Here is a 12,601-nt window from a genome sequence, read left to right as displayed (position 1 = left end):
GCTGATGCCTGGGCTAATGCTTGCAGATGGGCAGGTTTCGTCGGCTAAAGCTCTTGCAAAAGGCGGTTCATTCCGCCGCGCTGCCCTTTCTTCGCGTTCCGCCGCTGTTATGGTCTAAGGGCATCGGGCAGTTTTGCGATTTTGCCGGTCCACGCTGGTATCGATACGCACCGACCGAATCGGCACAGACGGAGGCCTTCTTCCGCAAGCACTATAGCGGTGCATATGGCGTGGTCTGGCTACGCCTGAGCACCCGGGCCAGGGAATTGCGTGTCTGCGATCTCGACACTTTCGTGGAAGTGGCCCTGCCGACCATCAAGGCGCCGTTCGCGCTGGTGACAACGGATGGCGATGCGTCGGTGCCGTCAAATCTCGCGAAAAATACCGTCGATCGGCTTCTCGCCGATCCTTTCCTGGTGTCCTGGTACAGCCAGAACTGCGTCGGCGATCACCCCAAGCTCAAACCTTTCCCGATCGGGCTCGATCTTCACACCATGCGTGGCTTTACCACGCCCGGACAGCTTGCGAGGCTTCTCGAAACCATTCGCCTTCGGCAGGACGCGCCGGACCGTCGCCCGCTCAGAATATTCTGTGATCTCAACTTGAGCAGGGGTCCCAGGGAGCGACGGGATCTGGTCGATGCCCTGAAGGGGTGCCCGCATGTTGATTGTCTTGACAGGCGGCTATCGCAGCACTCGATCTGGGAGCGCTATTCACAGTACCCGCTGGTCGTTTCGACGGCTGGAAGCGGCCTCGACTGCCACAGGACGTGGGAACTGCTGTATCTGGGCTGCATCGTGGTGACCAGCACGTCGCCGCTCGATCCTCTCTATGAAGGGCTGCCCGTCATCATAGTCGACGATTGGCGGCAGGTTCGGGACCCCGAAATGATGCGACAATGGGTCGGCCAGGTCGCGCATCTGACCGATCGCGATTACGTCTGGCAAAGGCTGCGGCCGCGAGCCTATCTGGAACCGATCCGGCAGGAGCTCGAACAGCGTCGATCGGCCTTAATCACCACGGAACGTGGAGTATCTCAAGCTTGGGGAGACCGACGGGCCTGATGCCCAGATCGTTGGCGAGGGCGCCAAAGCCTTCGGTTTCGATGAGATCGCGGTAGGGAATTTCCGGGAATCGAAGACCGCCACGATGCAAGGCGGCGTCGACAAGAAGCATGGTTCCGCCGACCCCATCGAGACCGATGCTTTCGAGATGCCGAACATCGCTAAGGTGAAGGCGGCCCATGGAACAGGCAGGCGGCTGGTATAGGCCGCCACGTATTTCACGATAGTAGCGATAATTCTTTTCCGGCTGGGTGGTGACGAAACTGTTGAGGTCGAAGCTGTCGCCGCCGGCGATCTTCACGCAGTTGGGGACCGCGATCCGATGCCCGCCTCCGATCAGCCGATTCACGACGTCGCTAGGAAATCGCCACACATCGATGTCGATCCACAGCGCCCAATCGTCGTCCGCATCCAGCCCATGATCGATCAGGTGGTTGCGCACCTTGGCAATGGCGCCCCGTCTCTCGCGCTGCTGTCGCGGTTTCGTTCGCTTCGCCCGATCGAGGCGCGTGCCCAGACGCTTTTGCAGCAGGACGACGCCACGATAGCTGCCGGCAAGCGGCGCCACTGCCGCCTGCAATCTTTCCCAGCTTCCGTCCGAACTGTCGCCCTCGCAGAAGACCAGCTTGATCCTGTCCTTAGGGTAGTCGAGCGCCTGCAGCGCATCGAGGAACGGCTGGATATGGTCGGCGGCATCGCGCAGCGGCACCAGAATGGCGAGATTCGGGCCTGACGGCGGCGATGCCGAAAGCGCCGCCTGGCTGACGCTCGCTTTCGCCGCGGCCTCGTCCAGATGTGCGCCGCGTGTCAGATGGTGCCACAGCCGGTAGGCGTGGTTGCGGACTTTGTCGCGCCGCCGCGTTGCCGGCCGCGCCGTCCACCATGTGCCCGCCCAGTGATGGATCGACAGCGTCGGCGCTCCGCTGCCGGCTGGCATGTCCGTGCGCCCGGCCGAGTCCACCGGCGTGAACAAGGGAGAGCCGTGTATGGCGAAGGCCGCCTGGTTGCCATAGCCGAGCTGCGCGGAGGTCAGCACACAGGGGCCGGTCGCGTCGAGCGCTTCCTTGGCATGGACCAGGCCCGGCAACAGCGACAGGACCTGCAGCCAGAAAGGATGCCGGGGCGGGCTCGCCATCGTGCCGTTGAACAGCAAATAGGGCAAGCCGCGAAACTTTGCCTGGACGAGCGCGTGCGTATCCGGCTCCTTACAGAGCACGATACGATCCTCGTTCATGATCGGATCGAAAGCGGCGACGCATTCGCAGTCGATATCGGCGTAGACTCCGCCAAAATGGTACAGGAGCAGATAGCGTGCCGCATCGGCGCGCAGCACACCATGTGAATAGCTGCAAAAGATCGACAGGAAATCCGGATAGTGCTCGGCGATGAACTCGAGCAGCCTCCGGTCGCTCCAGAACATCGTCGTCCAGCGGGGATGGTGCCGTTTCCAGCTTTCGACATATCCCTGGAAGCGGGCAGGGATGCTGTCGGTCTTCCACGTCTGGTGCAGGATGGGCGGGATCATCGGGGGCTCATCGATCGGTGATTTGGAAAAAGCGTGGGTGTCATGTGCCGGCATCGTCCAGCCCAAGGCCGCCGCGGACGGCATTGCGGATGGCTTCAGGGCCGAACCTGGACCATGCCGCTTCATGCGCGCGAGCGCGCTGGCTCGCCATGCGCCTGCGGTCCAGACAAAGTTCGATGGCCATGTCGGCAAGCCTTTCATCCGAATCCGATAGAAGCACCTCTTCATTGTCGACCAGGTCCAGGCCCTCGACCGCCAGCGGCGTCGCAATCACCGGAATGCCCCAGGCCATTGCTTCGAGAGCCTTGATGCGCGTGCCGCCGCCTGCCGAAAGCGGGATGATGCTGAGATGCGCGCGCGACAGCAGTGGCCCCATATCGTCCGGATTTTCGACGAGGTCCAAGCCTTGCAGTCCGGTCAGAGCTTTCACGGCCGGCTTGGGGTATCGGCCGGCGAGAACCAGTCTTGCGGTCGGCAGTCTTTGCCGGATGCGCGGCAGGATGGTGGCGGCCAGCCGCTCGGCGGCATCGATGTTTGGCTTGTATCCGAGATGCCCGACAAACAGGATCATCGGAAAGCCCCCGTCGGTCGCGGCCTCGACCGGCAGGTCGACGGGGCTGTCTTCGAAACGAGGGATGCCGTTCGGCACGATGTCGATCGGCACCTTGCGCGGGGAAAGTGCCGCTAGTCTTTCGTGGTCCTGCCTCGAGCAGACCCAGGCTCTGTCGACGATGGCGAGCGCCTTTCTTTCGAGGCGCCTGACGCCAAAGGCGGCGGCGATGGCAGGCACCGATCTTGCATCGTCGGCGCGATGCAACTGTCCCGCCAGGTCCGACTCGACATTGTGCATGTCGAGAATGAGCTGCCCGGCCAATGGCCGCAAGGGCCGTAGCAGTTTGAACAGCCCAATGCCCTCGACCACGATGCTGTCCGGGCAAAATTCGCGAACGATCGCCTCGAGACGCGCCAGCACGGAGCGGGGAATTCGGTTCTCGGCACGGATCCTCCACCAGCCGATCGAAGCCGTGCGGGCTTCCCCCTCGATGGTCAAGGCAGCCGTTTGAATGCGGGGATCGGCCGGTTTCGACGGATCGGCCTGCGGCCGGACCGAGACAAGGCAGACTGGCCCGAATGCTGCTGCGGCCACGGCGTTGCGATGGTTCCTGAGATCCGCGCCCGAGGCAGGAGGGAAAGCCGGATCGTAGGACAGCACCAGCGTGCGCCGCTCTTTGCCGTGGTTGGGGGTGGTAAACCTTGCATCCGGACTACGTTTTTCAGTCATTGCTCCGAACTGGATACGGGCGCTGTACTGCAATGCCTTCCAGCTCCGGCCGGATGCTTTGTGGGCGCGAACGGCCCGCATCATGCCCGCCGCATCGGCGTATCTTTTGTGCTTGATGAGCTGTCGTGAAATCCGCTGCGCGATCCAGGACTTTCGCCATTGAAGGGCCTCCCGCTCGACGCCCGATCCAGCCAGCCGGTCCAGTTCGAGCGCAATGGCAAGAAACGTCCTGCGCGGCGCAAGAATGAAACGCTGCGCCATTCTCGTTTCGTCGTGGTGGTAGAGCAGCACCGGAGCCGAGACGATCGCCACATCGAAGCGTGCGAGCAGCGCCACCCAGTAGCATGTGTCTTCGTCGAGGCCGATCGCTTCCGGAAAGCGGATCGTGGCCGTCGCTGATGTCGCGACCAGCGCGCTTCCCATGGCGATCGGCCAGAGCTCGTTGAGAAGATAGCGCCTGGTGTTTTGGGCTCTGTCGCTGGTGTATCCGTGCGGGGTCTTGAGCTTGTCCGGCCGCCCGTTCGTGCGACGGATGCTGGCCCCGATCGACAGGCCGGCTTCGGGGTTGTGCAGGAGCGCGTCACATAAAAGCGAAAGGCCTCCCTCTATCAACTCGTCATCCGCATCCAGGAAGAATATGGATTTGCCCCTGGCCCGTGCAATTCCGACGTTGCGCGCAGCACCCGCGCTGCCGAGGTTGACGCTGACGACCTCCAGCGGCAATCCGTATCGTTGCGCGCTTCCGATCGCGGCAGACGCGGTCTGATCGTCGGATCCGTCATCGACCAGAAGGATCTCGCCGATCAGATCTCTGTCTGAGATCAGGCTGCGCAGCGTCGCATCGATCGTCGCGGCAGCATTCCTTGCCGGGATGACGACCGTCACGTCCAATCGCGTTTCCTCTGATTTACTCACTGCCGCTCGAAAAAACCGCGGTTTCGCACACGATCATAATAATGCTTGAGCGGCGAGACCGGGCGCAGCGAAAGACTGGCGAGGTTCTCGACCAACTGCGGTTCGACATCGAACGGCGACTGGTTCTCCAACCAGCTATAGGAGGATCCGTCCTTCAGCACCGAGGGACTGCCCACCACGTAACCGCCAAGCGCCTTGGCATGGCCGACCCGGCGCATGCCGAAATGCAGGCTGGATGACACCGTCGGTTCACGTGTCCTCAGATAGACGTGGAAGCCGTTGGGCGACCTTGCGACCGGTGTGCGGTTTGCAATTTCACCATGGATGCCGAACCAGCCGCGATATGCGGCGGCGTTGTCGAAATCCAGGATCAGCAGGTTGGAAAATCCTCCCAATATGCCGACATTTCCGGCGAAGTCTCGAAACCAGCGCTCGATGTCTCCGCTGGTCGGTGGTTTCTGCGACAGTTGGAACGCAATGGAACAGAAGGCGAGTTCCTTCAGATCCTTGCGACGGGTCTGCAAATGCAGCGGATCATACCCCATGGCCTCGAGGTCGAGATGCTTGCCGCCGGCACGAAGCGGCAGGCATATGTAGCCCTGCGCCAGCAGCCGGAACGCATAGTCGGTCTTTATTTTAGGCAACATCCAGAAATGTTCCGCCCCGTGCCATTTCACTTCAATCTTCTTTAGCCGAATAGCACTTTCGTCAAGCGTTGGATGCGGCGCGGCCTGGGGCCTGCCAAGTTGCGAGCGATCCCTGTTGAATCATCCGACATGGTGGGCGGCCTGGAAAGCGGCGGCGGGCTGCGACAGCCAGCCGCCGCTGAACCCGGCCTTGCTCAGGCCGCGACGGATATGCGGGCTCGACCGCATCAGGTCCCAGATCAGGCGCGAGCGGTGGTTTTCGATCATCAGCACGGCGATACCCTGGTCCAGTCCGTAATGCGCATCCGATATCCAGCCGCTCGGCCCGAACTTCCGCCGGTTCGCCAGCGTCGGGTTGAAGCCGCTCGGCATCCTGAAGCCGTCGATCACCTCAGGATGGCGTTCTCTGAGATGGCGCAGCGCCGGCAGGCAGATTTCCGGCGCGAAGGGCAGCGATGCGAGATACGACCACGGCGCTATCGTTCCGTCGTCGGGGCCGAACGGCGCGCCGCGCGCCGCATAGCCGGAAAATTTGCGCGGCCGCCGCTCGATCCGCGCGCGGAAGTTGCCGGGTCCGTCACCCGCCGAAAGGCCCCAAAGTCCTTCGCCGTAGCCGTCATAGCCGGAGGGGTTGTGCCGCGCATAGTCCCGGTGAAGGTAGGTCGCGCGACGGCTGTTTTCGAAATAGTCCGAGTTCTTTTCCCGCATGAACGCATCCCGTATGCCGTCGAAGTCGATCCAGGCATGCGAGAACTGGTGCATGAACAGCGGGCCGCCATAGAGCACGTCGTAGCCGTAGATGTTTTCCCACTGATATGTCGCCGTCCAGCCGGCATAAATGTCGTCCGAGGCTGGCTTGTCGGGGGCGGCCATTGCCAGAACGTAGAGCACCGTCGCTTCATTGTAGCCTTCCCAGCCATAACGCAGAAAGCCACTCTTCGGCTTCCAGCCCTGCCGCAAGGTCGAGTTGCTGCCTTGCGCCCATCGCCAGTCGACGCGCCGGTAGAGCACTTCCGCCAGTTCGCGGATTTCGGTTTCTTCGTCATTGTCGCCCGTGAAATAGGCGCCAGCCACGAGCAAGCCGGCCATCAAAAGCGCCGTGTCCACCATCGACAATTCGCATCGCCAGGCGCGCAGGCCGGTCTGCATGTCGAGGAAATGGTAATAAAAACCCTTGTGGCCGGTGACATCGTCGCCATTGCCTTGCCGGCTGTTCCAGAAGAAGCGCAGTGCGGCAAGCGTCAGCCTCACGGCTGCGTCTCGCGTTATCCAGCCACGCTCGACCCCGACCGGATAGCAGGACAGGGCGAAGCCGACGACCGCAATGCTTGCCGGCCAATTTGGCCGCGAGGTGTCGGCGACCAGCCCGTTCTCCGGGTTCACGGTTTCCAGGAAATAACCGAAGGCCGCGCGCTGGAAGCGGTCGAGCAGATCTTCATCGGACAGTGAAGGTTCAATCCTAAGCAAACGACGTGAACTCCAGTCTCGCGGACCCTGGCGGCAGATCGCGCCTGACTTGCTTCAATAGGTCGCCCGGCCGCCGGAGACGTCGAAGACGGCAGCCGTCGTGAAGGAACATTCCTCGGAAGCGATCCATGAGATCAGTGCCGCCACCTCCTCGACCTCGCCAAACCGCGCCATCGGTATCTTCGACAGCATGAAGTCGATGTGCTGCTGGCTCATCTGCTGGAAGATCGCGGTGCGCACGGCCGCCGGCGTGACGCAGTTCACCGTCACCTTGGTCTTAGCCAGCTCCTTGCCCAGCGACTTGGTCAGGCCGATCACTGCCGCTTTTGACGTGCTGTAGGCTGAGGCATTCGGGTTTCCCTCCTTGCCGGCGATCGAGGCGATGTTGACGATCCTGCCGTAATTGCGCTCGAGCATATGCGGAACCAGCGCCTTGTTGCAGAAGAAGACGCCGTTGATGTTGATGTCGATGACCCGGCGCCAGTCCTCCACCGAATAGTCCCAGGTCGTCATGTTCGGTCCGGTGATGGCGGCGCTGGTGACCAGGATATCGACCGCGCCAAGGGCATCGATCGTCCGCCGGGCGGCCTGTTCGACCGCCACGGGATCGGCGACGTCGACAGTCACGCCATGCAAATCGGCAATGACAGCCTTGGCCTGCTCGATCTGGGTGGGATCGCGATCCCAGACGCAAACGCGTCCGCCCTCTTCAACGATTCTTTGCGCGACAGCCAGGCCGATGCCGGAGGCGCCACCGGTGATCACGGCCGATCGTCCGGCAAACCGTCCCGCAAAACTCATCGTCATGTGTTCATCCTCCCAATCGGCGGCAAATGTGAAGTCAGCGACGGATAAGTTCAAGCCGGAGTCTGGAGCCTCCGAACAGGTTCGTGGTGGGCCAGGCGCAGGCGGTTGAGAAGCCCCTCCTGGCCGCTACCTCTCCATATGATACTAGGGCTGCGATCGCGGCGAGGCGGCAGGGCCGTCCGAGCGACTCCCATGCGCACAGTTCAGACGTTCTTGATCGACTTCCAATGGCTCAGCCGCTCTGCGATCAACTCCACGCGCTGCTGATTGTCGCGGCCGTCCAGGATGCTTAAGTCCTCAGGATCGGCGCGCAGATAGACACCGGAGGTGCGCGCGTTCAGTTTTGGCGGTGTGTCGGCTCGTGTGGTGAAGTACCCGGACGCGCGATCGGCGGACTCCAGCCGGATCTCTCCTGTCCCGTACAACTGCGACGCGTTCGCGTCCAAGGGTCGTTCTCCATTCCAAAAGTAGAAGATGCCGGGAGGCTCCTTTCTCTCCTTTACCGCTTCGCTCCAGTATCTGGCTGACAGACTGCCATTCTCTTGCCATGAGCGGCCGGTTAGCTCCAGCGCGCCATCGCGGTCTCGCGAGATACGCAAGAGGCTCACGGCGGACGGCTCCTTTACGGTTCGTTCCGACAAGGAAAATTGCCACCAAAGGCCCTCTATCCGGGCAACGCGACTTTCATTCTCGATCGCATTCCGAAGCTTTTGGTTGATCGCCCTCATCTCCGCGCCGGTCGTCGCCTCGCCATACCTTACGGAGGTGAGGCCGAGGAGATCGCTTGGAAGCTTGGAGCCATTGGCATGGAGGATGAACGTCCGGCGCATTCCAAGGACTCCGCCGAAAAGGCCGGCCTCGAAAACCACATTGTCTCGTGGAGAAGCTTGAGCGGATGCCGTCGCAGACGATGCCGGCTGACTCACACTGGTCCAATCGTCTTGAGCGAACACGAAAGCGGCGAAGTCGACTTCACGCGTAAGCTCGAGGAGGCGCCCCAGGGTGGTTGTCCCAGGATTGAAGGACGTCGTCCAGGGTTCCACATGCGCGATGTCTTCAAGACCGCGTGTCAGCGCCTGCAGCAGTTTTTTCTGCTTCCCCGACGAGCCCAGGAAGATTCGAGGTTTGTCCATCCGTTTGCTCCAACCCAGCAGATCGGGGGACCAGCGTCTGCCAATTATCCTGCGGTCATTGGCCTGGTTGTCCCCGACATAGGGTACGCGGAGGGTCTCATTTATTGCAACGGATGCAATGAATGCCGGCTGCTACTTTTCGTCAGGTGCTGGAAGAAAAACAGTTCCGCGGTGGTGATGCCAAACCGCTCATAAATGCGGCGGCGATGGTTCTTGACAGTGCCGACGGTGATGCTCAGCCGTTAGGCAATGTTTGCGGCCACAGCTGGCTGCGCGCTCGGTTCTTGCCCGGCCTATCGGTCTTTCACCGCTCGCCTTGGGCATCCTTATGGCTGTTTTTGCCTCATTTGGGTGACAGGCTGCGGGGGATGGGTTATATTGCACTGCACAACGGAAGCGCCCGCGCTTGGCGCGGCGGCAAATCGGCATTGAACTGCATGGACGGGAATCCGCTACCGAGATGAAGATTCCAAAATCTCTGTTGGTCGACCCGGAGAAGAACACGGTCTACGGTACATTTGCTGTTGCCATCTCCATTTGGGCGTTCTCCTACTCCTCCGTCTTCGGCCAGATCCTGATCCTGGCCTATTATGCGGTTTGGCTCCCCCTCATCCTGGTGGACTACCGGCGGCTGTTGCGACATGTATCCAGCGCATGGCTCCCGCTGGCGTTTGCCATCTACGTCTGCCTGTCGGTGTTCTGGTCGGATGCTCCCGGCATCACGTTGAGGACGGCAGTCCAGTATTGCTCCCATATCGCCTGCGCCTACATCGCGGCGCGCACCGTCAGCGTCCGAACGTTGACGATAGGCTCGCTGATCGGGATTTTTCTCGTCCTGCTCTATTCGCTCATGGTCGGGGGTTATTCCTATGACGTTCTCGACGGGACGTACAATTTCGTCGGCGCATTCAGCTCCAAGAACCAGATCGGCTTTGTCGCATCGCTGGGTGTCTACTTCTGCGTTGTCTTCCTGGCTTTTCTCAGGCGCGGCCGAATAAGCCTTTTCTTGACGGCGCCCGTCGTCGCCCTGTCGGCCTATCTGCTGGTCATTGCGCATTCGGCCACCTCTATGGCTTCGATACCGGCAGTTCTCGCTCTGGTGGCTCTGCTTGCCATGGCCAAGAAGCTTTCGCTCCGCTATCGACGGGTGATTTTCCTGGTCGGCACATGCGGGCTGATCGCGGTCACCCTGGTTGCCTTTGCGGGACTTCTGGATTTCGTCCTTGGCGTCTTCGGGAAGGATTCCACGCTCACCGGACGGACCTATCTCTGGGAGCAGGGCTGGGAGGCGGCGCAGCAAGCGCCGATCCTCGGCGTCGGCTATTCGGGCTATTGGGTGCAGGGTTTTGCCGAGGCCGAGCGGCTTTGGAACGAATTCTACATCACAACCCGAAGCGGCTTCCACTTCCACAATACCTATATCGAAGCCCTCGTCGAGCTTGGCTATGTCGGGGCGACGCTGATTTCGCTGATCATCGTGCGCACGCTGTGGGGCCACATATCGGCGTTGATATTCAGGACGTGGCAAGCCGAGTCTGTGATTCTTGCCGGCGTGATGGTGCTTCTGTTCATCCGGTCCTTCGTCGAGGTCGAGACCCTCAACCCCTACATCATGGGCTCCTTCCTCCTGTATTACAGCTACTTCAAGCTGGTGAGGGTGTTAGTCGCCCGTCCCCGGTGGACCGCGGCCAACCTCGCGGAACCAGAAACCGCAAGGGGCTAAGCAAAGCGCTAAATGTCACCTAGAGCAATTCCAGGAAAAGTGTGCAGCGGTTTTCCGTCCGGAATTGCGCGAAAACAAACAGCTCTAGCTTTTCGTCTATCAAAATGAGATCAAAAACGAATATAATCTTGGGGCGCCACTAGTTCGCGAATTATTCGGGCAGGATTTCCTGCAACCAAGCTTCGTGGCGGTGCACTTTTGGTGACCACAGAGCCGGCTCCAATTACGCTATGATCCCCGATTTCCACCCCAGGCAGGATTATTGAATTTCGGCCTATCCAAACATTATCACCAATTAGGACAGCTTTCGCTTTAACACCGGCACCATCTTCGACCTCATGATAGTTTGAGTCTTGGATTACAACCGAATCGCCAATAAGGCATCTTTTTCCGATGCTTACTGCGACTGATGCGTCGATCATGACTCCGCTGTTTATAAAAGATTTAGAGCCAATTGACAGGCTTGCGTTCCGGCGTGCATGAAACCAGGAACGTGACCCCAGCCCTCGAAACGAAACGCGAGAGCCAAATCTAAAATTGCCTTTTCCTGCTATATGAGGCGAGACTCCAAGCACCGAAACTCGATCGGATATTTCGATACCTCTCATTACCCAAATGAATGTAATGATTGTGCCTTTAATATACCTTCTAGCACGATAGATATTCACTACGCTTCCCCCACGGATAGCCGCTCCTCGCCGAGGAGCGTGCATCTATGCGGACGGCCTTGGCGTGACGCTCCCTTTGAGCGTCAGCTGACGTCGGGGTATTCGATTGCTCGAAACGGCCTATTGGCTAGCCATCGGCGCCAACTTCACCTTGATCACGTCCCCGGGCAGCACGGGCGTGTCTTCGCTGGCGGCGATTTCGCTGCTCTTTCCGTCGACCACCCGAACCAGGCCAAACGACATTGTTGGCTCTTCGCCGTCGCGATAGCGTTGCAGCGCCGGGTTCCCCGACATGGCTTCGGCCATCAGGCCTGTTTGCATGTTCATCTTGAGCATTGTTTGACTGAGATCGGCTTCTGCCTGTTGCCGATCGGTGGCGAGGCCCGCATTCTGGGTGTTTTCCAGATCGATGGCGTCCTGAATGGCCTTGCTGATCGACTGCTTGGCGGTGAGGATGGCCGTTTCGTAATCCAGGATCTGGCCTTCCAGGTCGGCGATCGTTTGTTGCGAAGTCAGAACCCGCGTGTTGACGACAAGGCCCTTTTGCGCCAGCGAGCCGATGCCGCTCAGCTGTTCCTTTGCCAGGTCGACCTGCCGCTGCTGGTTGACGATCTTTTTCTGCAGCGAATCAATCTCGCTCTGCAGCAGCGTCTTCAAATCATCGAGCGCCTGAAGGCGCAGTTTGAGATTCTTCTGATCGGCCGTCAGGATCGCCATCTCGTCGGCAACGATGCTTGCCAGTTTCGGATCGTCGGCCACCTCCTTCGGCACGTCGAACGTCGACTTGTCCGCTATCTCCGCTTCGATGCGCGCGCGCCTGACGATCAGTCGGACCCGTTGGTCCTGGAGAACGTCAAAATCGCCCTTGGCATTGATCATGTCGCGGTCGTACCGCTGTCCTTCCGGGCTCCGTCGGACACCGCCGGCGATGCTCATCGCCCTCAGCACGGTCAGGTCAGGCACGTAAGGATACTGGCCGGGCGTCTGGACCTCCCCGGAAATATAGAACGGCCTGTACTGCGCCATTTCGACGGAGGCTTCCGGCCGGTCCGCCAGAGCGAGCTTGCGCTGGAGCGCCTGGCCGATCGCTGCCGCGACCTCGGACGTGGTCTTGCCGGATGCCGGCATTTCGCCGACGAACGGCACGGACAATGTTCCGGCAGGACCGACCGTGTACTCTCCGTTGACGGCCGTCCAGTCGCGGAACGTGCCTTCAACGGTCTGCCATTCGGCCACGCGGATGGTCAGCTTGTCCTGCGATCCCAGGCGGTACTCGTCGGCGGTGGCGAGTTGGGGAACGGCGAGCGTCAGCGCGAGGCAAGCAGTCATAAGCCGCATCCGTCGCTTGTGATTGCTGACAGTGCCGGCGC

Annotated in this window: 10 protein-coding genes; 3 read left to right on the top strand and 7 right to left on the bottom strand. The window is 60.6% G+C overall.

The features are described from left to right. The first annotated feature begins 26 nt into the window (after positions 1-26). Entirely contained in the window at positions 27-1,064 is a 1,038-nt protein-coding gene (locus EJ075_RS07405) for a hypothetical protein (protein WP_245458180.1), read from the top strand. On the opposite strand, the gene EJ075_RS07400 is transcribed toward EJ075_RS07405, so the two are convergent. The 6 genes from EJ075_RS07400 to EJ075_RS07375 all read right to left on the bottom strand — a co-directional run bounded on the left by EJ075_RS07400 (position 1,015) and on the right by EJ075_RS07375 (position 8,840). Continuing rightward, a complete protein-coding gene (locus EJ075_RS07400) occupies positions 1,015-2,589 on the bottom strand; it encodes a glycosyltransferase (protein ID WP_126103900.1) in 1,575 nt (524 codons plus the stop codon). The genes EJ075_RS07405 and EJ075_RS07400 overlap by 50 nt on opposite strands. A gap of 40 nt (positions 2,590-2,629) precedes the next feature. Next, a complete protein-coding gene (locus EJ075_RS07395; RefSeq protein WP_245458179.1) occupies positions 2,630-4,756 on the bottom strand; it encodes a glycosyltransferase in 2,127 nt (708 codons plus the stop codon). A 26-nt stretch (positions 4,757-4,782) separates the two neighbouring features. Next, entirely contained in the window at positions 4,783-5,433 is a 651-nt protein-coding gene (locus EJ075_RS07390) for a bifunctional DNA primase/polymerase (RefSeq protein WP_245458119.1), read from the bottom strand. Positions 5,434-5,553: 120 nt separating this feature from the next. Beyond that, positions 5,554-6,900, bottom strand: a complete 1,347-nt coding sequence (locus EJ075_RS07385; protein WP_126103897.1) for a glucoamylase family protein — start codon at positions 6,898-6,900, stop codon at positions 5,554-5,556. A gap of 54 nt (positions 6,901-6,954) precedes the next feature. Next, the gene (locus EJ075_RS07380; RefSeq protein WP_126103896.1) at positions 6,955-7,707 is read right to left on the bottom strand and encodes an SDR family NAD(P)-dependent oxidoreductase; all 753 of its coding nucleotides are present in this window, start codon (positions 7,705-7,707) and stop codon (positions 6,955-6,957) included. Positions 7,708-7,910: 203 nt separating this feature from the next. Next, the gene (locus tag EJ075_RS07375; protein ID WP_126103895.1) at positions 7,911-8,840 is read right to left on the bottom strand and encodes a TIR domain-containing protein; all 930 of its coding nucleotides are present in this window, start codon (positions 8,838-8,840) and stop codon (positions 7,911-7,913) included. A gap of 122 nt (positions 8,841-8,962) precedes the next feature. Here EJ075_RS07375 and EJ075_RS33070 point away from each other — a divergent pair, with 122 nt between their 5' ends. Both EJ075_RS33070 and EJ075_RS07365 read left to right on the top strand, forming a co-directional pair. After that, positions 8,963-9,304, top strand: a complete 342-nt coding sequence (locus EJ075_RS33070; protein ID WP_164547053.1) for a hypothetical protein — start codon at positions 8,963-8,965, stop codon at positions 9,302-9,304. Continuing rightward, the gene (locus tag EJ075_RS07365; protein WP_126103894.1) at positions 9,301-10,563 is read left to right on the top strand and encodes an O-antigen ligase; all 1,263 of its coding nucleotides are present in this window, start codon (positions 9,301-9,303) and stop codon (positions 10,561-10,563) included. Before EJ075_RS33070 ends, EJ075_RS07365 begins: the two co-directional genes overlap by 4 nt. Before the next feature lie 788 nt (positions 10,564-11,351). Here the strand turns inward: EJ075_RS07365 and EJ075_RS07355 are convergent. Beyond that, a complete protein-coding gene (locus EJ075_RS07355; protein ID WP_126103892.1) occupies positions 11,352-12,560 on the bottom strand; it encodes a polysaccharide biosynthesis/export family protein in 1,209 nt (402 codons plus the stop codon). Between the last annotated feature and the right edge of the window lie 41 nt (positions 12,561-12,601).

Source organism: Mesorhizobium sp. M6A.T.Cr.TU.016.01.1.1 (assembly GCF_003952585.1).
In the GTDB taxonomy this organism is placed as follows: Bacteria; Pseudomonadota; Alphaproteobacteria; order Rhizobiales; family Rhizobiaceae; genus Mesorhizobium; species Mesorhizobium mediterraneum.
The sequence above is the reverse complement of the archived record's forward strand: the minus strand, read 5'-3'. Positions and strand labels throughout refer to the sequence as shown.